The sequence below is a fragment of the Dysgonomonas sp. HDW5B genome (assembly GCF_011299335.1).
GTDB lineage: Bacteria > Bacteroidota > Bacteroidia > Bacteroidales > Dysgonomonadaceae > Dysgonomonas_A.
Genome location: NZ_CP049858.1, coordinates 410,138 through 430,345, shown reverse-complemented (window position 1 = coordinate 430,345; position 20,208 = coordinate 410,138). Strand labels below are relative to the sequence as shown.

Genomic DNA, 20,208 nt, shown 5'->3' with positions numbered 1-20,208 from the left:
AACCTTGGTCAAAGGGGATCTCAATGGAATTGCCAAAGCCAAAGCCTTAAGCCATGCCACCATACAGAATATCAAGCAAAACTTATTTTTTGCATTCGTCTACAATTCACTGGGTATTCCTTTGGCAGCCGGAATTTTGTTCCCTGTATTCGGAATCCTTCTTTCGCCTATGATTGCCGCTGCTGCTATGAGCCTAAGTTCGGTATCGGTAATAGGAAATGCTTTGAGACTAAGAAAGTTGAAATTGTAATAACAAGCAGGGTTTAGTCATTCCGCAACAAGACGATGATTATTTACTTTTTATTTGGGTTATCGGTTCGCCTACTAGACGACACGCTTTAGCATTTCAGGTTGATTCGCCATTTTTGAAACGTATAGAGTCAGTAGGCATCTACTCAATAGGCAACGCATTGTAACTAGATATTTTACAATGCGTTACTAACTGGTCACTAATAAAATGTTTTTTAGTATTAAAAGCTGAGCTCGATTAATAAAACTGGCTCTAAGTTGGTTTATTAAATAAAGGAAAAAAGAAAAAATATCCCTCACCCTATCTACTAATGATCATTTTTTTCTGAACTCACTCGGAGCCACGCCCTTTTTCTTTTTAAAGAACTTATATAAATGACTTTCATCTGTAAAACCCAACTCAAAAGCAATCTCGGTAATCCTCATGTCACTGTGCAGTAAACGGTTTTCAATCATCTTAATCCGGTAATTGGTTATGTATTGCTGCATAGTCTCATTGGTATGTTTCTTAAAATAACGCCCTACATACGACTCTGAAATACCGAAATGCCTGCTTATCTCATCTATCCTTATTTTTGAAGGAGAAGCTATATTAGTCTGGATATATTGTAGAATATCGAACGCCTTCTCATCTGTATTTTCACTGATCTTTTCAGGAAGGTATGCCGCTATATTTCTGGCAACAATTACGATCAATGTATTTATCAATTGTTGTACTAAATCCTTGCTATATAAGTCCCGGTTAACATACTCCCTGATAATCGACTCCGCAATACTCTTTACCAATAGTTTGTCCGACTTGTTATATAAAATACATCCGGGATTGTGATTTGCATTTTGTAATATAAACTCCATGCGTTGCTTACAGGTTGAATCAAGCCCTTTATTCTGGATATAGATATTATTAAAACTGATAAGTAGAAATTCGGTAGTCGATTCTACATCGAATGTATGGTAATCATCGGGAGTAAGTAGAAATAAGCTTCCGGCTTTATAATCCGATTGGTTATTGTTTACTCGTTGCTTTCCATTCCCGGAAACAATATACACAAATCGAAAAAAGCTAAAGGTTTGTCCATCTATCGGGCATTCATCTACTTTCTTGAATAGAACTTCGAACGGTTCATGCAGTTTATCTTTTATCATAACGTAAATATACATAAACAACGAATACATATACCGATATAATAGGCTTAAATAGGTATACATTTACCTAATAATTTAAATTAAATAAATATATGAGACTAATAATATCAAAATGTATGAGTCATATCGTTCAACTAAAGTTCCTTAGAACGGTAGTTTTACTATTTCTAATTCTATTCTCAATTGGAATATATGCACAGAAAGATGCTGGAATAACAATAGACAGGAGAGATAAAGCATTAGACCTGCTTATTTCGTCGAATGCGACTATTGAAACAGTCGCTTCAGGATTTGGATTTACCGAAGGCGTTACCTGGGTCCAAGAAGGTACGAAAGGTTATTTACTATTTAGCGACATCCCTGCCAATGTAATCTATCGGTGGTATCCTAATGGCAAGATAGAAGTCTATCTCGAAAAAACGGGCTATCAGCATCCCGATATATGGAGGGTAGGTATGTCCCTCACAAATGGTAAATCACAAAGTGACCCCAAATTCGAGCGTTTTAATCTCAGTGGTTCAAATGGAATGACATTGGACAATCAGGGAAATCTATTAATTGCTACATGGGCGGGGCGATCAATTGTACGTATTGAGAAAAACGGGCTACGCACCGTTGTTGCAGATCGGTATCAAGGTAAGAAATTTAATGGTCCCAATGATCTGGTGGTAAATAAAAATGGCGTAATCTATTTTACGGATACATTTGGAGGATTACTTAAAGAAGGAGAAGATCCATCGAAAGGAATTGAAACAAATGCTATTTATATGATCCAATACGAAAAAATTACGCGGGTAGTTGATGATATTAAAAATGTGAACGGACTTGCATTCTCTCCCGACCAACAGATTTTGTATGCAAATGGATCGATTGATCGTTTTATTCGCCGGTATAATGTTCTGAAAGATGGAACTCTTACCCACTCTACACTGTTGATAGATCTCAGTAAAGAAAGTGCAAGTGGAATTACAGATGGGATGAAAGTAGATTCCTTAGGTAATATCTGGACTAGTGGTCCGGGTGGAATATGGGTTATTAATCCGCAAGGAAAAGTACTTGGTGTTATAACATTGCCCGAAGATGTAACCAATCTTGTATTTGGCGGTGCAGACAAGAAAACTTTATATGTCTCTGCTCATACAAGCATCTATATGATACCTGTATTGGTGGCCGGATTGCCTTAATTCTGATTTTTGAGTTTTACAACTTTGAGTATAGAAATAGTTTTACAATTAACAAAAAGAATATGAAAGCAATAACATTAAAAGAATTTGGAAGTGTAGATAATCTGATAATACAAGATATTCCAACACCAACCATCAAAGAAGACGAAGTTTTGGTAAAAGTAAAAGCCATAAGTATAAACCCTGTAGATGTAAAAGTCCGTGCAGGAGGAGCAAAGATTGCAGGCCCATTACTTGATAGCCTGAAAAACGAAAACCCTATTATTCTGGGATGGGATATATCGGGAGAAGTTGTTGAAACAGGAAAAGCAGTTAACGACTTTAAAGTTGGGGACGAAGTATTCGGTATGGTAAATTTCATAGGACATGGAAAAGCCTATGCTGAATATGTAGCTGTTCCTGTTTCGCAATTGGCACTAAAGCCTCAAAATATCTCACATGAAGAAGCAGCCGGAGCAACACTTGCCGCCTTAACTGCTTGGCAGGCATTTACTAAAGATGGACATCTAAAAGCTGGTGATCGGGTGCTTATACATGCTGCTTCGGGCGGAGTCGGGCATTATGCTGTTCAGATAGCAAAGTATTTGGGAGCTTATGTAATCGGGACATCGTCAGCACCAAATAAAGAGTTTGTTATGAGTTTAGGGGCAGATGAACATATTGATTATAGAAGTCAGGATTTTGAGAAAACAGTAAGCGACATAGATTTTGTACTGGAAACGATTGGAGGTAAGAATCTCGAAAAATCGCTGGAAGTAGTAAAACAGTCAGGTACTGTAATTATAATCAATTTGCCATCGGGGTTCTCGGAGGAACTTACTAATACAATAAACGAAAAAGGTATTAAATTCTGTTATTATATGACGGTAGAATCCAATGGAGAGGATGTGAAGCAGATAGCTGATCTATTGGAAAAAGGAATCTTGAAATCACATATATCCAAGACATTCTTATTTGACCAAATGGCAGAGGCTCATTTACAAATAGAATCGGGACGCACTGTGGGTAAAATAGTCGTGACACTTTAATATTAAAATGATGATAAAAGTTATAGCAGAAGATTTTATTAAAGAAGAATTCTTGGAAGAGGTAATACCTTTGTATGAAGAGTTGGTTGCGGAGACTAAAAAGGAAAAGCTGTGTATTGAATATAATCTATTTGTAGATCAGGAGGATAAAACCCATTTCATCTTTATCGAAGAATGGCCTAATAGGGCGGCATTGGATATTCATTGTCGGACAGAACACTTTAGAAGACTTGTTCCTGCGATTGATAAATGCCAATCGAAAGAGGGTACCGTAATTATTATGGACTTATTTAATAACTAAAGACTTTCCCATTCGAATAAGAAAGTCTTTAACTAGAGTAATAGATTAGACAATATTTGTTATCTGATCAAAATAGATAAGCTCCATCATCAGGTACACTGAATCTATCAGAGAGAGAGGCTTTTTTCAAAAAAGCCTTTATTTCTTCTCTAGTTTCTACTATTGGTGTTACTGTTTCGAGATGCACTATATAGTAATCAGCTTGAGGATAATATTTATATATTTTCAATAAATCTTCTCTATCCATTGTGGCATGATCCCCAACAGTAAATTGAGCAGCTCCGCCATTAACAACGATACGATTAGGCATATATTTATTTATAGCATCCGACACATCACTACACCATACGGTGTCGCCTGCAATATAAATTCTTTCCTTGTTCTGTTCTATCACAAAACCTGATACTTTTCCCATCAATTTTCCAATTTCTCCAATCCCGTGCTTTCCTTCAGTTTTATAAAAAGTAAATCCCTTAAAATCAGCTTTAATAGCTACAGGTATAACATTTATAAAACCGACGTTTCGAAGCATATCTTTATCTTCTATCTGACAAAAAATAGGAATATCTTTAGAAAGTATGTTTTGTGCGGCTATATCCCAATGGTCAGGATGGCTATGCGTTAGCAATATTGCATCGACATTGCTTACAAGTAGTTCTAGTTCAGCTTTAGTAACAGGAAGGTCGATAAGCGGATTTTCTCGTTTATCATCCAAATAAGGAAATGCACCTAATTCTCCTTTGGCAGAAAACATAGGGTCTATTAGTAATGTCACATTATCTGATTCCAACAATAAAGTTGCATTTCTTAATAATCTTAATTTCATATGGTTTAATCTTTTATATTTGTAATGACCAAAAGTAAAGTCAATGAGCCTTATTACCAAGAAGGTTACTTTTAAGTGAACAACAAAAACAGATTATGGATATTCAAGATTTTGAGAATTGCCCTTTAAATAGATTCCTAAAGTTACTTTCTGGTAAATGGAAGCCTTTGATATTATATCATTTCCTACATCATGGAGATATACGATTCTCCGAGCTTTGGCGTGTAATGCCTCAAATCTCCAAAAAGGTATTACTGGAACATCTGAAAGAGATGGAAAATGAGGGATTAGTTGTCCGAAAACAAATAAACACATTCCCTCCGGAAGTTTTTTACGGATTGTCTAATAAAGGAGACTCTTTACACCCAATCATAAAAGAGATGGAATCTTGGATCAATAAATATTCTGGTATATAGCAGAATAAATAATACAATGATATACCAGATTAAGTCTTCCTTGATAAATGCCATTTCAAAAACAGGCGAAATACGAATGTATAAGGTACAACAATACTTTCGTTATAGATTGGATTTATAGTTAAAACAAAAGGGACTTATTTTGCGGATAAGTTAAGATTGATGTTTTCGAATAACAATACCTCTGCCAATTTGTTCTATATAATACACTCCTTTTTCCTTTTCTAATGCTGGGTACATTAATTGATAAGTACGGAATTCATTGGTATCTGATTTACGATAAGTAACATTCGAGTAATAATCTTTTTAAATTAAAATTATGAATACAAATAGTAATACAACAGAAGAAACCAGAGCAATCGTAGAACTGTTTTACAAGAGAAGAGCATTAAATGACATCAATGGAGTGATCGATCTTATAGCAGATAACATACAATGGGAGATTCGCCGAGATAAGGCCTTAGCTCCTTGGCTGGGCAACAGATCAAGTAAGGAAGAAATAAGAAAGTTCTTTTCACTCCAAAAACAATATGTCGAATCACTGATTTTCGATACGAACTAGTTAGTCGTTGACGGCGAAAATGCAGTGGCAGTAGGTTATTTGTCTTCCCGCATGCTGAAAACAAATAAAGTGTTCAATAGTCATTTTATGACGCATTTTAAGGTTGAAGACAAAAAGGTAACGCATTACTTTTTCTCCGAAGATAGTCTGGAGTTAGCAAAAGTACTGACAGAAACTTAACTCGGAAATAATATTCTCTGTATTATGATAAAGCCTATAGAAAATTGAAGTTAAAATAAAAAAATATAGCTCTCATGTGCTTTCAAAGTTCAAGGCTGGATGTAAGAGGAACCCATGAAGGCGGGGAGGCTGTATTATATGAGCAACAGGATACAGGTTTATGGGATCAGGAACTAATTGATAGATGTAATTATTACTTGGTGAATGCTTGTTCAGAAAATGAAATCTCCAAATATAACTTGGAAGCAGGTATTGCCTATTGGCATACAACTTCTGTCGGTACTTTCAAAATCCATAGCCGAAAGAAAACTTCAGAATGTTATATAAACAACTGTAAACGATAAGATTAAGTCTTAGTTATTACAGATTAGAGTTCACAAATTATACTACCCACTTATCTAGCATTTCCTGTACGATATCTTCATCATGTAAATGAGTGTAGATATCTTTGATATCGTTTCCTTCTGCATGTCCCATTATCCGCTCAGCTATACCGTCCCTAATACCTCTTTTCGCTGCTATGGTTCGGAAAGAGTGCCTGGCTCGATGGAAAGTCATTGTCTTTTCTATTTTAAGGTCTTTCATTATTTCTTTCAGGTATCGGTTAGTCGGCTGATTGGTCAGAGGGGCGAATATCTTTTGAAAGGATTCACCATCACCAAGTAGTTTGACAACAGCAGGCGAAACAACTGGTATTTTGTAGGGTATATTCGTCTTTGTACGTTCATTGCATAGCAATGGGTATGTTTCTTTAGATTTAAGTTTTATAGGCTTTAAATCGCCGTATGTTACTTCTGAAAATTCGGCAAAGGATAAAGAGGTATAACAGCTAAATAGAAATTCCCGTAAAACTTCTTTCTTGCCTTCCTTGTATTTATCTTCTTCATATGCTTTTTGCAAGATTTTCAACTCATCTTCGGTCACAACGTCACTATTTTGTGCTTTGATACTTTTCTTTATTTCAAATTTTTCATAAGGGTTCTTTTCTATGATTTCTTTATCAATAGCCAAGCCAATAAGAAACTTAAAGTTAGCATGTTTCTTATAGATGGTGGACTGTTGATTGCCAACCTCTATTTCGTGGTTATGGAAACGTTGAATGTACTCTAATGTAATTTCATTAAATGAAAGACTTGATTTCCATTCTTTCATCGTATTGATAAGTTTGTAGTAGTTCGATATTGTTCCTGATGCACGGGAAGCTTTAAGTAATTCTATTTCTTTTTCAATAAAAATATAGAAATCTGTATTTCCATAATTTTGGTCTTTTAATTTACCTATAAATTCACGGACAGGGAGAGGTTTTAAATAATTCTCAATTATGATACCATCTGCTTTGTGGTACATCTTTTTAATTAGTTCATTATAAAAAAGGAAGCGTTGATCACCGGACAATACAGCAGATCTCTTTTCACTCCAATGTTGGGGCAAGACAGAAATATTCAGTCCGATAAAAGTACATTTTCTATAAGCTGTATAACGAAGACAAACTTGATGTTTACCTTCTTTTGTAACATCGTTGTTACGGAGAAGAATTTTTAAGGTCGCTTTCATATTGCACATCGTTTTTTCGTCTAACAATTGTACAACAAAAGCTGAAAATCTATGAAATTTATCCTTTCAGTCCTTCCACCACAGAGGACGTAAGTGTTTGTAAAAGAGAAGGAATAGAAGTTTTATTTCTATTCCTTTAATTTATCCAGAGGTTCCTGGCGGAGCTTTGAGCTTTGATGTAACCTATTTATTTTCAAAGAAATAGTTCAATTTTTCGTTTGCTACTGTAAAACAAATGTAAAACAGTGGGTTTTTACATTTATACGCTACAAAGATAATCATAATTATCATATATACAAAGAGTTACGGTAGTTTTTAGTTCGAATACCAAAGAAACCCTATTGTGATTTTATTTTACTTATAATCAGCTAGTTGAGGATGTTGTTTTTGTCACTGTAAAACAAATTGAAAATTACATTTTTACTAGCGATGCCAAAAAGAGTGTAAAATCACTAATATCTTCATTTACGCTAGCTTTTTCTAGAGCAGCCATATATTCCAGACGCCTTTCTACCGGAATGATTGTCCAGTCATAGCCTCCTGAAATGAACATTGTGTTCATTAAAAAACGTCCGATCCGTCCATTCCCATCCATATAGGGGTGAATATATACAAAAATGAAATGCCCCAAAACGGCACGTACCCTTGCATCCGGTTCATTATTCAATAACTCAAAAAGCACAGGCATTGCATCTCTTACGGCTTCAGGGTTTAATGGAGTGTGCATGGAACCGCGGATATAAACCTGATTTGTCCGGTATCCAGCTAAATCTGTTGGTTTTAATAATCCGATAGCTACGCTTGGAGCAAATAACTCACGATACCAAATCCTATGTCCGTTGTCGGCTACTTCTCCTGGACTCACTCCCTCTAGTATTTTCGCTACACTTTCCTTTACTGCCTGAAAGGCTTGCCAGTAACCTCTAGCTGCCATCGCATTACGTTGTTCTGAATCAGTAGCATCTTCATCGGGCTTCCAGTTTCCACTCCTTACTTTTTCAATAAGGTCGTCTGTAACCTTATACCCCTCAATGGATAAAGAATGATAGGCATCTAGTTTATACTGTGCTTCTATCTCGTTCATACAGGCATTGATGTCTGTATGTATATGTTCTGTTTTTGGCAAATGGTCGATAACAACCTCGCGCATTTTGTGCCACATAAGTTTTAACCGTACAGCATAAGGCGAAGATGCTCTCGAATAAGTGATACCACTTGGCTCAGTAAAAGGATCTTCCTCTCGGATATCATAACCTAGGCTTTTCATTGTATTGATGATTTCATCCGCTGCTATTGTATTCCCTATATTACGAAAAGCTCCGGCAAGTCTTCCTGCTTTAACCGTTTGTCCTTTTTCAAGCACTATTCTCAATACATCGGAAATATCGGAAACTAATGATAAACAGGTACGGGCAGCTACGCTGTCCATCCTGAAAAAATCAGGACTGCATTCTAATAATGCTTCCGGCAACGAGTAGATGTTGAGCCCGAATTGAGGTTCTTTATATATACTTCCTGCTACAGAGGCTTTCAAATCAAATAAAGAAGTATTGTACGGCAATTGTATCAGGTTATTTGACCCTTGCATAGAACGTATAATAATTTGTCTGGGGACCGTACTGATTCCACTGTATATAGACAACGATTGCTCTGGAGTTAAACACCATTCCACACCAAATCGGATAGAAGCATATTTTGCCACAAAATACCAAAATGAAGTGTACCAACTAGTAGTATCTCCTGGTGCACTATCCGGACGAGATGTAATATACCAACCTCGGACAACTTCCTGAAGGAAACCATTATTCACAAGTCGGTTCAGATGAACTCTTGATATGTCAGAAGATTTCACAATGGCTAATCCATTTTTATTTTGGAATTGCTTTAATATGGTTAGTGAATCTGCTAATCTTTCCTGTATTGTTGCCATACTGTTTATATTATCATCATTAATTATTCTACTATCTGTATATTCATCAGTGTCTTTGCAAGTATAACTTGTTGTATTGTTGCAAGTATTACGTGATGTACTATTGCAAGTGTAATACGTTGTGCTGTTACAAGTGTTAAGTGTAAAAGTAATATTTCCTTTCCATCTACCATTATTTTTGAAAACCTATTTTTGAAAATTTTATTTATACAGATTTTATCACCGCAAAATAAAATTAAATATACTTCTATTTTTTCGATAAACAATTTTGTTTACTGAATGAATAGTATTATATTTACACTATAAAATAAATAAGCCATGTTACCAGAGATAACCAAAATAAGAGGCGTACATCCGGGAGCAGTTCTCAGCCGGGAGTTGAGAAAGAGAGGATGGGAAAGTAAGCAGTTTGCTCTTTCTTTGGGTGAGTACCCTCAGACGATCAATGCGATCAGCAAAGAACGCAGAGGTATTAATCCTGCCTTGTCGATTAAGCTAGGTCATGCTTTAGGTACGGATGAAGAATATTTCATGTTACTTCAGGCGTATTATGAAATTGAGAAAGAACGTAAAGCGTTATTAAGAAATCAGCAAAAGCCTGATTTAAGCAAAATTCGCAATGTTTTATTCTGGGACACAGATATTAGTAAGATTGACTGGCAAAAGCAAAAGAAAGCAATTATTCGGCGATTTTTTGAACGAGGCAATGATCTTGAAATAAAAGAAATAATTTCTTTCTATGGTAGAGATATAATAATGGAAGAGCTAAACACTATTCCTCAATTTTTACCTTCATTAGCTGAAAATGTAGAAAAATATTTAGGCATCAATATTATCCCGACAAATGAGATCAAATAACTTACATACTGAAACTGTTTCCAGAACCCTATTGGATGTCTTGAACAAATTGATGAAACTGAAAATTCTGGCTCCCTTTCGGCTTGTTGGTGGTACAGCATTAAGTTTACAGTTAGGGCATCGGATGTCTGTAGATATTGATTTGTTTACCGATGCTGAATATGACAGTATCGATTTTCACGCAATAGATAAAAAGTTGCAAGAAACATTTCCTTTTCTTGAGATGCAATATGCAGGTAACGATAGCTTTGGTAAAAGTTATTATATAGGTAAAAATAAAGATGATCTTGTAAAGGTCGATTTGTTTTATACGGACTCATTTATTCGCCCCATTATAGATATTGATTCTATTCGGATGGCTACTATTGAAGAGATTTCGGCTATGAAAATGGAAGTCATTGGGCAAAATGGCAGGAAGAAAGATTTTTGGGATGTCCACGAATTAATGGAACATCTGAGTCTCGAACAAATGATGAGGCTTCATGCTGAACGTTATCCTTATTCTCATACGCAAAAGGAGCTAAAAGAAAAATTGATTGATTTTCAATATGCTGATGCTGATTTTGATCCGAAGTGTTTAAAGGGTAAATATTGGGAATTAATCAAAGAAGATATTATAGAAATGGTAGATAATCGTTAATTATTCAATTGATCTATAGTTAATTGATTAGTTTTCAACCAGAAATCTAAAGATCATCTCCTTTCACATACGACTCATAGAGATAATCAGGGCTTTCGTGCCGAAATTTCGTCTTTTTCACTCGTGGGCTTATTCGGTTCGCTTTTAAATAGGAATGCTGGAAAACGAAAATAGTGATGTAAATTCGTCATAATAATAACAAAATGAAGAAAGCATATAAATATAGAGGAGGTATAGGTACATTTGATAAGGACGGGCAATCTATTTTTGAGAGGGATATTAATACTCTTGCCAATAATCAAATCTACCTCCCTACTAAAGTTGAATTGAATGACCCAACGGAGGGGTTTTATAATGATAATTCTGTAACTTCCTTGCTGAATTTCTTTAATGAATACTCAAAAGAGGTTAAAGACCAATATAGCGGACTTCTTGACAAGTTTTCTCAAGTAGGAATTTATTCATTGAGTAATAATATTGACAATGAATTATTATGGGCGTATTATGGAAGTGGTCATTATGGATTTGCAATAGAGTATGATATTGATTTGTTGAAAGAATCTTTAAATCATAATAGGTATTTCCAATTTATATTTGACTTTGATGTTGATTATGTGAATAATATTCCTAAAGCAGACGTATCAATACTCCAAGGTAAAGATATTAATCATACTCTAAAAATATATTTAGGTTCAAAATCATTCTCTTGGGAGCATGAAAAAGAATATCGTCTAATCGTTGATGGAAAAGGGTTGTTTGATATTGATTATAGAGCTGTTACAGGCATTTACTTCGGATTTAGAATGCAGGATACAGAAATTGATTTGATAATGAGCCGCTTAAAAGGTCGAGGGTTGAAATATTATAAAATGGATTTAATAGAACAATCCTATAAATTTAGACCAAAAGAAATACAAGATAAATATATTGAAGCTCCTAAATATATTGCGAATAATCTATCCTATAATCTTGAAGACCTTCTAATAACGGAGGACTTTTTGGGGAAAGAAGCATATATCTATAAATATAAACTTATTGAAGCAATTGAGATGGTAAAATATGAACCTCTAATTAATAAGATTTATATTGCTACTATTGGTATGGATTCAGGAGAACCTATATTTAAAATATTTGCTTATACAAATTCAGGAACTCCTCCAACCAAAGCTTTTTTCTTTAAATTGGGAATAAATGGAGAACTTATAAAAATTGATAGTAATTAAAAACGAGATAAAAATGACTCATGATGAAAAGTTAGATGCAATTCTGCATGGATTATTATCCCGAATCAGAACGAGAATAGAGAATGAGGGGATGGATGATGAGAGATTGACCATGCAATTTATCTGTAATGCTCTTTTTGAGAAGAAAGGACATGAACTTTGGGAAACTGAATTTTTAGAAAGAAGATTGCTTTCAGATGGTCTCATTGAACTAAAATCTTTTGGAAATAAAGAGCTCCCCGCAATAACGGATTTAGGAATTAAATTTATTCAAAATGGAGGATATAAAAATGAGCGATTCGATAAAAGTATAGAAAAGGAACTTCGTATTCAGAATTTGAAAAATGCGAAACAAAGTCAAATTGCTCTTGTGATTTCAATCATATCTTTGTTATTATCTGCCATATACACTATTGCTGCGATACTCAAATAATAATTGTAATTCCGTACCTCTCGCCGTACCTCCAAAAAATAAAAAACTCATAAAGCATTTTAAATAAACTACTTAGGAGTTTTTCGTGAGGTTTTGGCGGAGATTTTGATTCTGGTGTAATCTGTTATCCTTAAGCCTGCTTTTCTTTTAAACCCCTCGAATTCGAGAGGTTTAAAACTAGGATTATATAAACTCTCCCATATTCCTGTTGTGAATCCAATTGCCAATAGCAATATTCGGCTCGTTGATTTTGTATTTTCCAATATCCGCAAGGGAAATGTAATCGGAAGTAACAACCTGAATAATAACTCTTATTCTAGTATCTTTAACATCAATCTTTGCCGTATTTTGAATTTTCACAAGAAACAAATAAAATAAATCTATTTAGTAGTCCCAATAATACTTTTGGACTCATAATATTTAATCTGGTCTTTTAATTCCTGCATATCTTTCTTTATGGAATCAGTCATCGGAATATTATGTTTGCTGATGAAAGAAGAAAACTTTTGCAGTTCCTCCTGTACTTCCATCTTACGTGTACTGTAATAATAAGTCGATGTAAAATCAAACTCATCCTTTGTCATCAACAGTTTAGATATATCCTTAGGAGTCGTTTCGTCCGTAATGTCGATTCTTGTCTCCAGTAGTGAAGAAATATATTCCAAATCTTTCTCATCAGGGCTGTATTGTTTATTCAGCACATCAAAGTATGAATTGAATTTCTTCTCCTTTGCATCCCATTCCAGTTTTACCATTCCAAACCCATGAATAGAATAGGCTAGTACCTTTTTCATCAAGCCGTATAATTCCTCTTTACCTACCTTGATATATTCTATGGCATCATCCGAATAAGAATCAAAGAAATAAGCAGGCTCAACTTTAAAGTATTCGGAGATAGCCAACAGTGTGTCTATTTTAGTGGAGTTTGTCTTAATGAGCTTATGCAGGCTTTGTTCGGTCATTCCCAAATCTAATGCGGCTTGCTTCATTGTCACGTTGTTCTTTTCGCACAACTCACGAATCTTAACTAAATGAACCATAAAGTATAATTATTATTAAATACTAAACTATTTGTTTAGTATTTATATTTTATTGCTAATTTTACAATGTAAATATAGATAATAAAATTTAGTATTTAAATAATAATCATTTTTTTCTAATTAAAATTTTGTTTTATGGAAACAATCATTGTAACAACGGAATCTTCGATTGAGAAGATCATTGAAAGGGTTATCGATAAGAAGATGCCCAAGTCTGTGGAAACGGCTATAGAGAAAACCTATAGTATTAATCAGGTAGCCAAGATGCTCCGAAGGTCACACAAAAAAATATCGGACCTAGTAGCATCGGGTATTTTAAAGAAAACCCCTGATAACAGGATTCATGAGAGTTCTATCAGGGAGTACAATCAAAAGTAATAGGTACAACAAAAGTTGAAATCTATGAAGTCCTTTTTCATCCACCACATGAGAAAGTTTTATAACGCCATAAGCGTATGGCGTTATTTTTTTCGAACGATCAATTGAGTTAACTGGATCGATAAAAGTGACTTTATCAATTCCTTATCTAAACTACAATCAAATAACTTTTTAGTATAAATTAATTAAACTCATTAAACTATGTCAACCAAAACAACGCCCACCTCTTTGACAGGCAAAGATCAATTAGCTAAGTCGAACAACAACACTCTGTCCGATGAAAACAAACTGTCTAATCAGCCTGATAATGCCAGTACAGAAACCAAAGGCAATACACCCACTGAACAAGCTGTACCAAGTTCAGCAAGTATGCCAAGTCGTCTAAGCACCAAACAGAAGAAAGCCAACTTAGAAGAATACCGCAGCCTGTTTTTAGAAACCCCAAAAATTACAGACCGAAAAACTGTTTTTATCAGCGGTAAACTTCGAGACCTTTTGGATGAAATCGCACGCAAACTCGGAGACCGAAAGATGAGCGTCTCAGGACTACTCGAGAACATGGCACGCCACCACCTCCAAACCTATGAAGAAGATCTCGAAATGTGGAAAAAACTATAAGATAAGCCTATAGTAAACTCTGTAAAGTGTATACACTGTATAGCACAATTCTCAAAATATCAGTAGGATGAACCATTTATCGAAAGTGGAAGAAGCAAGTTTGTGTTTCGGGCATACCGAAACCACTTGCTCCCCACTTTCCCGATGGTCTGGGGAGTTCATCCCGCTGGTCTAATTTTTTAATTTAAGCATATAACACAATGAAAGCAACAAATACAACCAATACTAAAAATAAGTCTGACAAGTTCAAAGGCGGTCGTCCCGCATTAGGGGTCGGACGCAAAAAAACATACCGTATCAATCTGAAACTCGATACTCAAGAGTACTATACCCTACGGGCTAAAATGCTTCAGGCAGGAATAAAAACCAAAAGCGATTTTGTTCGGGAATGTATCCGCAACGCCTGTGTAAAAGCACGCCTGACAATAGAGCAGACAGACTGTATCCGTAAGCTCTGCGGTATGGCAAATAACCTGAACCAACTCGCTTATCAGGCAAACAAACAAGGCTATTTTTCAGCCTCAAAAGAGTGCATATTACTTGTAGAAAAGATCGACAACCTTATAAACAGTATTGAAAATGATGGCTAAAATAACAAGCGGATCTGATTTTAAAGGGGCGGTCAATTATATTATGGATGATAAAAAAGATGCTAAACTGATTGCAGCTTCAGGTGTTCGGTATAAAGATAAGGACTCCATTATACGAAGTTTTATCTGCCAATCCCGATTGAATCCGAAGAAAGTAGTATGCGTAGGACACGTTTCATTGGACTTCTCGGCACAGGATAAAGACGATCTGACTAACGAAAAAATGCTGAAAATAGCAGGAGAATATTTACAGAAGATGAAAATTGTAAATACCCAGTATATTATTGTACGGCACTTTGACAAGCCACATCCGCATATACATATCTGTTACAACCGAATCGATAACGATGGAAAAACCATCGAAGACGGTAATGAGAGAAGACGCAGTACGGCTATCTGCAAAGAACTTACAAAGAAGTACGGTCTTTATTTCGCTTCGGGTAAAGAGAATGTAAACCTTCATAGGCTGAAGGAACCCGACAAATCAAAATACGAGGTTTACGGAATACTCTCAGAGCATGTTCCCTTATGTAAAAACTGGCAACAATTAATAGATGTCCTGAATAAAAAAGGGATTCAGGTCAAGTTCAAGTACAAAGGGGAAACAGACGAGATACAAGGTATCACCTTCCTGAAGAACGGTTATTCATTCAACGGCTCTAAAGTAGACAGGATGTTCAGTTATTCCAAAATAAACAATCAATTGGAATACAATAATAAATCCGATCAAAGGCAGAATCGGCAAACCCAATATCAAGGTACAAGCTCCAACAGCAATACGTTTGAATCTGCTCTGGAAGATATAAAAGGTAGCGGTCTTATAAATCAGCACGGAGAGGATTTTGAGGAAATCGAATTTGCCCACCGTATGCAATCCGAGGAGAAGGAAAGACAATGGAACAGTAAGAAAAAAAAGAAAAGCAAAGGAATCGGATAAAAAACTTTTATAAAATCAATTTAATATTTACATTAAAACAGTAAGATTATGTCAAGCGATACACCTACATACATCATGTTCGAGGAGATCAAAGATATGCTAAAAAAGATAGTGCAGAAAAACGATCAACAAGAGAAACAGGAAAAACAGCACCATCAACCCATTATTCAGGTAGACACTACCCGGATAGAATCATTGATTGAAAATATCAAACCACCCGAAACGGATAATCAACCGCTTTGGGATAAACTGGAACAGATAGAGCAAATCTTAAAGAATCCCCCGAAGCAAACACTCTATCACATGGTTTTACTGGATATAAAATCTTCGTGGGTAGCCTGTACCTTGATTAGTCTGTTTCTGCTGTTGATTGTGGCAGTATCTTATATTTATAAGCAACATGAGAAGATCGACAGCCTTTCGGATAACGATATTAAATACAGGCATATCAAGGCAGCTCAAGGTATCGATTCTACTAAAATTCATCGGATAGAGAATATCTTTACATACAACAGGGACGAGAAGGCTGTAAAAGATTTCCGAAAGAATGTGGAGGAATACGAACGGAAGGTAATAGAAAGAGTTCAGAAGCTGGAGCAGGCTGAATTTAAGGAGCTGGAGGCGAAACAGCTGAAGGAGGAAGCAGAGGGGTTGTAAACTGAAAAAGTAAAATAAGGAAAAAGAAATTCAGCGTGCCAAAAATGGCACGCTGAATTTGTAAATACCCATTTAATAAAAAGAGAAAAAGTAGATGTCATCCTTGGTAATTTTAATCCATAAGAAATATATGAGATATTTATTAATTATATTTTGAATATACCTGACACAAATGTACAATTATAAAAGAGATGGTATTTTTTTGTTAATTTAAGACATTTTGACAGTATCTCGATTTGGTATAAATTTTGTTATATCAAACAAAAGATTAATACCTTAAGGCAGTGCGAATTACTACACCTGATGAAAAATGATGTTATTTTTTTCAAGCAAAAAAATAATTAGGCATTTCGGGTATATTAAAAATACTAGCAAAGTGATAGATTATATCCTTAACAAGTTTGACTTTCTTCGCCAGCATAAAAAAGATGTAACAACTATAAATTCGTAAAATGCATATGAAATATGAATGATTTAACAAAATCGGAGTTTTTATCTTTTCTGTATTCAGAAAAAGAAAGGGTTAATTCAAATTTTAGCCGACCAGGCTGGAGCAATTGGGCAATAGGAGGTTCATTAGTTGGACTGATAGTTTATTTATTTGATTTTATGACAACGCTTGACGATGTCATAAATTGGGAAATAGTTTTAATGTTATTTATTACTTTGTTGTCGTTCACATTCATTGCTATTATGGCTTATCAAATGATCTTCCCAAAAGAAGAGATATATTATCCTAATAGGATAACAACACTATGGAACGAGTATCCAATTTTAGAATCGACAATCTCAGGTTTGTCTTTTTTAGTTATATTTATTTTACTCCTCACTATGCATAACTATTCATGGTTGCTATATATTGTCGGATTTTTATCATTTGATAAGTTATTACCATTATTTTTTTTGTTTTATAAACGAAATAAATTAGTTCCAGCAGGCATCAAATATAATATTATCCCCAATAAAGGTGCTACAGGTTATTTGTTAAAGATAATCTCATTTATAGTATTTATATGTATAATAATATATTCTTCTTGGGATATAATGAACGACATTAAAATATATACCAAAGAAATAAAAGTTGCAACAGTTTTAATTGGTTTTTGGATTTTGATATACATTTTCTTCAAGATAAACTCAACTCCTAACAAAATAGCAAACAACATAGATAATATTATTGAAAAAGTTGTTTATAGTGGTTTTTCTCAGAAAGATGCTATGGAAGAGTTGATGTTTCTAAAATATGGTGGTAGAGTAAATCAAGTTGTAGATAATGATTTGTCAAGCTATTTTTCTGCACTAAAAAGTCTAAATGATGTAAATAGTAATTTGGACATTATTATTAAAAGTATTGATGAGGGCAAGTTGAATCAACAAAACTATATTGAATGGTCAAGATATATAAATTCACAGCGATCTAAATTAAACGATGCGAACTCTAAAGGCGCTAATCTTATTACAAAAATTGAGAAAATATTTTATCTTCCAAATAATGCTAAACATAGTACCGATTTTAGAACACTGCTTGATTTAACAAAAGAAGGACAAGGAAAAATCAGTGATATAATAAGAAAATTTCATATGATTCAAGAGTCTCTTACAGCTTATGAAAATCGTTATAAATGCAGAAAATTAGGAGGAACATGCGAAAACTTGCAATGTAAAAAAAGAGATGATAAGATGTCATTCATCTATGCTTGTAAAGCATACAATATAAAGTATGCACTAAAACTCTTTCTCCATCATAAACTATAGAGTGACCTCTGTCTCAGAGTGATTAATTTAGATAAATAACCTGTAGGTAAATAGATTAGATTATATTCAGCGTGCCATTTTTGGCACGCTGAATATGTAAATACTGATTTAATAAAAAGACACAAAGTAAATATCGTCTTTCGTCCTTTTTATGGAAATGAAAGAGTCAGGTAATACCCAACAACTGAGAGTATAGTCATAATCGTACTGATCATGTAGATAAGTAATATAGTTGTCCATCTCGTCTAAGTTATCAAGGAAGATATAGGAGGTATTACAGTTCTTGTTTTCATCAAAGGTGCAGGAGAGGGTTGCTTTTTCGTCATCGAACAGAAGCTCGATTACATTCTCCGTGATTCCTTTTTCAATATATTCGGCTACATACATCGGATTGTCGGAATAACCTTCTTTGATTTCGTTATGGGATAGCTTTAATACTAAGTGTGCACAGTTTATGAGTCTTGCACAATATTCGGTTGAGCTTGTTTCTTGTGTTGCCATATATATGTCTGTTTAGAGCCTGATAAATTACATATCAGACTGAATTTAGATAATACTATAATATGGGAACAAAAGCTTAAATCAATTTCACGCTTATCTGATCAAAGGCTATTTACCAAGTATGAACTGACAAAGCAAATAGAAACAATACGAGATACCGACATTCTTTTGGTCTTGTAACTACAAATATAGAATAATATAGAATATGTTAATCCTCTTTTTCGATTTTTACTTATCTTTATCCTTTCACTAAAATAATGCAAATTTGTTCCATGAAAAAGTCGATAGCTTATCTGCCTAAACATAAACAAGAAGATTTGAATTTTCTTGTACAGGAGATTAATAAACGCTTACCCCAAGCCGAAATGATAATCCTTTACGGCAGTTATGCAAGGAATGAGTTTGTAGACTATGACGAGAGGGTCGAGTTTGGAATAACAACTACCTACATGAGCGACTATGATATACTGGTCGTTACAAGTGGAATAGCCGACAAGAATGCAGGGCATATATTGGATAATATAGATGATCTGTATTACAAGGATCCTGACAAGCAAACTCCTGTAAACTTTATAAATGACGATATTAAGAAGCTTAATAAGGACTTGGAAGAGGGTCGCTATTTCTATACACAAATTAAAGAGGAAGGTGTAATGCTTTATGACAGTGGCAAGTTTAAACTTGCCCGAAGAAGAAAACTAAACTTTGATGAAATAAAACAGCAGGCTCAGGAATACTTTAATGACAAGTTTGATAATGCAAATGGCTTTTTGAGAAATTCTAGGCATGCATATAATGACAATGATTATAAATTAGCTTCATTTCTTTTACACCAAGCATGTGAAAACTATTATTACTCTATTCGTCTGGTACATACTCTAAAAAGCAATAAACAACATAATCTTACGAAGCTTACTTCTTCTGTAAAACGGTACTCGCCCGATTTGGCTACAGTCTTTCCTCTTAATACAGTGGAAGAGAAACGGCTGTTCAATCTTATCAAAGCGGCTTATGTAGAGGCGAGGTATAATCCCAAATTCTTGGTGACGAAGGAGGATATTGACGCTCTTATTCCAAAGGTAGAATTGCTGAGGGATATAACTAAACGTATCTGTGAGGTAAAGATTGGGGAGTATGGGGAGATGGGGTAAATAAAAACCAATGAATGAGTACTAGCTTAAATAAAAACATAACATTTTTTT

24 protein-coding genes are annotated in these 20,208 nt (G+C 34.6%); 18 read left to right on the top strand and 6 right to left on the bottom strand.

What is annotated here, in order from left to right; genetic code table 11:
- Positions 1-4: 4 nt before the first annotated feature.
- Positions 5-250 (top strand): hypothetical protein, encoded by a 246-nt coding sequence (locus tag G7051_RS18215; RefSeq protein ID WP_255493293.1) that lies wholly within the window; start codon positions 5-7, stop codon positions 248-250.
- A 314-nt stretch (positions 251-564) separates the two neighbouring features.
- Here G7051_RS18215 and G7051_RS01740 read toward each other — a convergent pair whose 3' ends face one another.
- A complete protein-coding gene (locus G7051_RS01740) occupies positions 565-1,395 on the bottom strand; it encodes an AraC family transcriptional regulator (RefSeq protein WP_166198070.1) in 831 nt (276 codons plus the stop codon).
- A gap of 92 nt (positions 1,396-1,487) precedes the next feature.
- Here G7051_RS01740 and G7051_RS01735 point away from each other — a divergent pair, with 92 nt between their 5' ends.
- The 3 genes from G7051_RS01735 (at position 1,488) to G7051_RS01725 (ending at position 3,908) form a co-directional block, all read left to right on the top strand.
- Complete coding sequence (locus G7051_RS01735) at positions 1,488-2,579, top strand: SMP-30/gluconolactonase/LRE family protein (RefSeq protein WP_166198068.1); 1,092 nt, start codon at positions 1,488-1,490, stop codon at positions 2,577-2,579.
- A gap of 62 nt (positions 2,580-2,641) precedes the next feature.
- Positions 2,642-3,607 carry an NADP-dependent oxidoreductase gene (locus G7051_RS01730; RefSeq protein ID WP_166198066.1) on the top strand — a complete coding sequence of 322 codons (966 nt, stop codon included), beginning with the start codon at positions 2,642-2,644 and terminating at the stop codon, positions 3,605-3,607.
- Between the two features lie 10 nt (positions 3,608-3,617).
- A complete protein-coding gene (locus G7051_RS01725) occupies positions 3,618-3,908 on the top strand; it encodes a putative quinol monooxygenase (RefSeq protein ID WP_166198064.1) in 291 nt (96 codons plus the stop codon).
- 67 nt (positions 3,909-3,975) lie between these two features.
- On the opposite strand, the gene G7051_RS01720 is transcribed toward G7051_RS01725, so the two are convergent.
- Entirely contained in the window at positions 3,976-4,734 is a 759-nt protein-coding gene (locus G7051_RS01720) for an MBL fold metallo-hydrolase (RefSeq protein ID WP_166198062.1), read from the bottom strand.
- Positions 4,735-4,829: 95 nt separating this feature from the next.
- Here G7051_RS01720 and G7051_RS01715 point away from each other — a divergent pair, with 95 nt between their 5' ends.
- The 3 genes from G7051_RS01715 (at position 4,830) to G7051_RS01705 (ending at position 6,236) form a co-directional block, all read left to right on the top strand.
- On the top strand, positions 4,830-5,150 hold the full coding sequence (locus G7051_RS01715) for a helix-turn-helix domain-containing protein (RefSeq protein ID WP_166198060.1): 321 nt from the start codon (positions 4,830-4,832) through the stop codon (positions 5,148-5,150).
- A gap of 319 nt (positions 5,151-5,469) precedes the next feature.
- Positions 5,470-5,712, top strand: coding sequence for a hypothetical protein (locus tag G7051_RS01710; protein WP_166198058.1), 243 nt, complete (start codon positions 5,470-5,472; stop codon positions 5,710-5,712).
- A gap of 254 nt (positions 5,713-5,966) precedes the next feature.
- Positions 5,967-6,236, top strand: coding sequence for a DUF6596 domain-containing protein (locus tag G7051_RS01705; protein WP_166198056.1), 270 nt, complete (start codon positions 5,967-5,969; stop codon positions 6,234-6,236).
- A 37-nt stretch (positions 6,237-6,273) separates the two neighbouring features.
- Here the strand turns inward: G7051_RS01705 and G7051_RS01700 are convergent, their stop codons facing one another.
- On the bottom strand, positions 6,274-7,446 hold the full coding sequence (locus tag G7051_RS01700; protein ID WP_166198054.1) for a site-specific integrase: 1,173 nt from the start codon (positions 7,444-7,446) through the stop codon (positions 6,274-6,276).
- Positions 7,447-7,858: 412 nt separating this feature from the next.
- Complete coding sequence (locus tag G7051_RS01695) at positions 7,859-9,376, bottom strand: Fic family protein (RefSeq protein WP_166198052.1); 1,518 nt, start codon at positions 9,374-9,376, stop codon at positions 7,859-7,861.
- Between the two features lie 318 nt (positions 9,377-9,694).
- On the opposite strand from G7051_RS01695, the gene G7051_RS01690 reads away from it, so the two are divergent.
- The 4 genes from G7051_RS01690 to G7051_RS01675 all read left to right on the top strand — a co-directional run bounded on the left by G7051_RS01690 (position 9,695) and on the right by G7051_RS01675 (position 12,530).
- A complete protein-coding gene (locus G7051_RS01690; RefSeq protein ID WP_185154998.1) occupies positions 9,695-10,234 on the top strand; it encodes a plasmid maintenance system antidote protein in 540 nt (179 codons plus the stop codon).
- Positions 10,221-10,874, top strand: coding sequence for a nucleotidyl transferase AbiEii/AbiGii toxin family protein (locus G7051_RS01685; RefSeq protein ID WP_166198050.1), 654 nt, complete (start codon positions 10,221-10,223; stop codon positions 10,872-10,874). The genes G7051_RS01690 and G7051_RS01685 overlap by 14 nt, the downstream gene beginning before the upstream one ends.
- A gap of 203 nt (positions 10,875-11,077) precedes the next feature.
- Complete coding sequence (locus G7051_RS01680; protein WP_166198048.1) at positions 11,078-12,097, top strand: DUF2971 domain-containing protein; 1,020 nt, start codon at positions 11,078-11,080, stop codon at positions 12,095-12,097.
- A 13-nt stretch (positions 12,098-12,110) separates the two neighbouring features.
- Positions 12,111-12,530, top strand: coding sequence for a hypothetical protein (locus G7051_RS01675; RefSeq protein ID WP_166198046.1), 420 nt, complete (start codon positions 12,111-12,113; stop codon positions 12,528-12,530).
- Between the two features lie 380 nt (positions 12,531-12,910).
- Here G7051_RS01675 and G7051_RS01670 read toward each other — a convergent pair whose 3' ends face one another.
- Entirely contained in the window at positions 12,911-13,570 is a 660-nt protein-coding gene (locus G7051_RS01670) for a helix-turn-helix domain-containing protein (protein ID WP_166198044.1), read from the bottom strand.
- Between the two features lie 135 nt (positions 13,571-13,705).
- On the opposite strand from G7051_RS01670, the gene G7051_RS01665 reads away from it, so the two are divergent.
- The 6 genes from G7051_RS01665 to G7051_RS01640 all read left to right on the top strand — a co-directional run bounded on the left by G7051_RS01665 (position 13,706) and on the right by G7051_RS01640 (position 18,505).
- The gene (locus G7051_RS01665) at positions 13,706-13,948 is read left to right on the top strand and encodes a helix-turn-helix domain-containing protein (protein ID WP_165025752.1); all 243 of its coding nucleotides are present in this window, start codon (positions 13,706-13,708) and stop codon (positions 13,946-13,948) included.
- A 201-nt stretch (positions 13,949-14,149) separates the two neighbouring features.
- Entirely contained in the window at positions 14,150-14,566 is a 417-nt protein-coding gene (locus tag G7051_RS01660; RefSeq protein WP_166198033.1) for a DUF3408 domain-containing protein, read from the top strand.
- A 200-nt stretch (positions 14,567-14,766) separates the two neighbouring features.
- A complete protein-coding gene (gene mobC / locus G7051_RS01655; RefSeq protein WP_166198031.1) occupies positions 14,767-15,156 on the top strand; it encodes a plasmid mobilization relaxosome protein MobC in 390 nt (129 codons plus the stop codon).
- Positions 15,146-16,093, top strand: a complete 948-nt coding sequence (locus tag G7051_RS01650) for a relaxase/mobilization nuclease domain-containing protein (RefSeq protein ID WP_166198029.1) — start codon at positions 15,146-15,148, stop codon at positions 16,091-16,093. The genes mobC and G7051_RS01650 overlap by 11 nt, the downstream gene beginning before the upstream one ends.
- A gap of 48 nt (positions 16,094-16,141) precedes the next feature.
- Positions 16,142-16,750 carry a DUF2960 domain-containing protein gene (locus tag G7051_RS01645; protein ID WP_166198027.1) on the top strand — a complete coding sequence of 203 codons (609 nt, stop codon included), beginning with the start codon at positions 16,142-16,144 and terminating at the stop codon, positions 16,748-16,750.
- Positions 16,751-17,215: 465 nt separating this feature from the next.
- A complete protein-coding gene (locus tag G7051_RS01640; protein WP_166198025.1) occupies positions 17,216-18,505 on the top strand; it encodes a hypothetical protein in 1,290 nt (429 codons plus the stop codon).
- A gap of 108 nt (positions 18,506-18,613) precedes the next feature.
- Here the strand turns inward: G7051_RS01640 and G7051_RS01635 are convergent, their stop codons facing one another.
- Complete coding sequence (locus tag G7051_RS01635; protein WP_166198023.1) at positions 18,614-19,006, bottom strand: hypothetical protein; 393 nt, start codon at positions 19,004-19,006, stop codon at positions 18,614-18,616.
- A 272-nt stretch (positions 19,007-19,278) separates the two neighbouring features.
- Between G7051_RS01635 and G7051_RS01630 the strand changes: the two genes are divergently transcribed.
- Positions 19,279-20,157, top strand: coding sequence for a HEPN domain-containing protein (locus G7051_RS01630; RefSeq protein ID WP_166198021.1), 879 nt, complete (start codon positions 19,279-19,281; stop codon positions 20,155-20,157).
- The last annotated feature ends 51 nt before the right edge of the window (positions 20,158-20,208 follow it).

Bases quoted from the DNA above. Each gene is read 5' to 3' on its own strand.
- G7051_RS01715 (WP_166198060.1), top strand. From the start codon at position 4,830: ATGGATATTCAAGATTTTGAGAATTGCCCTTTAAATAGATTCCTAAAG.
- G7051_RS01635 (WP_166198023.1), bottom strand. From the start codon at position 19,006: ATGGCAACACAAGAAACAAGCTCAACCGAATATTGTGCAAGACTCATA.
- G7051_RS01735 (WP_166198068.1), top strand. From the start codon at position 1,488: ATGAGACTAATAATATCAAAATGTATGAGTCATATCGTTCAACTAAAG.
- G7051_RS01665 (WP_165025752.1), top strand. From the start codon at position 13,706: ATGGAAACAATCATTGTAACAACGGAATCTTCGATTGAGAAGATCATT.
- G7051_RS01710 (WP_166198058.1), top strand. From the start codon at position 5,470: ATGAATACAAATAGTAATACAACAGAAGAAACCAGAGCAATCGTAGAA.
- G7051_RS01725 (WP_166198064.1), top strand. From the start codon at position 3,618: ATGATAAAAGTTATAGCAGAAGATTTTATTAAAGAAGAATTCTTGGAA.
- G7051_RS01645 (WP_166198027.1), top strand. From the start codon at position 16,142: ATGTCAAGCGATACACCTACATACATCATGTTCGAGGAGATCAAAGAT.
- G7051_RS01690 (WP_185154998.1), top strand. From the start codon at position 9,695: ATGTTACCAGAGATAACCAAAATAAGAGGCGTACATCCGGGAGCAGTT.
- G7051_RS01705 (WP_166198056.1), top strand. From the start codon at position 5,967: ATGTGCTTTCAAAGTTCAAGGCTGGATGTAAGAGGAACCCATGAAGGC.
- G7051_RS01700 (WP_166198054.1), bottom strand. From the start codon at position 7,446: ATGAAAGCGACCTTAAAAATTCTTCTCCGTAACAACGATGTTACAAAA.
- mobC (WP_166198031.1), top strand. From the start codon at position 14,767: ATGAAAGCAACAAATACAACCAATACTAAAAATAAGTCTGACAAGTTC.
- G7051_RS01740 (WP_166198070.1), bottom strand. From the start codon at position 1,395: ATGATAAAAGATAAACTGCATGAACCGTTCGAAGTTCTATTCAAGAAA.
- G7051_RS01680 (WP_166198048.1), top strand. From the start codon at position 11,078: ATGAAGAAAGCATATAAATATAGAGGAGGTATAGGTACATTTGATAAG.
- G7051_RS01685 (WP_166198050.1), top strand. From the start codon at position 10,221: ATGAGATCAAATAACTTACATACTGAAACTGTTTCCAGAACCCTATTG.
- G7051_RS01670 (WP_166198044.1), bottom strand. From the start codon at position 13,570: ATGGTTCATTTAGTTAAGATTCGTGAGTTGTGCGAAAAGAACAACGTG.
- G7051_RS01675 (WP_166198046.1), top strand. From the start codon at position 12,111: ATGACTCATGATGAAAAGTTAGATGCAATTCTGCATGGATTATTATCC.
- G7051_RS01630 (WP_166198021.1), top strand. From the start codon at position 19,279: ATGAAAAAGTCGATAGCTTATCTGCCTAAACATAAACAAGAAGATTTG.
- G7051_RS01720 (WP_166198062.1), bottom strand. From the start codon at position 4,734: ATGAAATTAAGATTATTAAGAAATGCAACTTTATTGTTGGAATCAGAT.
- G7051_RS01660 (WP_166198033.1), top strand. From the start codon at position 14,150: ATGTCAACCAAAACAACGCCCACCTCTTTGACAGGCAAAGATCAATTA.
- G7051_RS01640 (WP_166198025.1), top strand. From the start codon at position 17,216: ATGAATGATTTAACAAAATCGGAGTTTTTATCTTTTCTGTATTCAGAA.
- G7051_RS01650 (WP_166198029.1), top strand. From the start codon at position 15,146: ATGATGGCTAAAATAACAAGCGGATCTGATTTTAAAGGGGCGGTCAAT.
- G7051_RS01695 (WP_166198052.1), bottom strand. From the start codon at position 9,376: ATGGCAACAATACAGGAAAGATTAGCAGATTCACTAACCATATTAAAG.
- G7051_RS01730 (WP_166198066.1), top strand. From the start codon at position 2,642: ATGAAAGCAATAACATTAAAAGAATTTGGAAGTGTAGATAATCTGATA.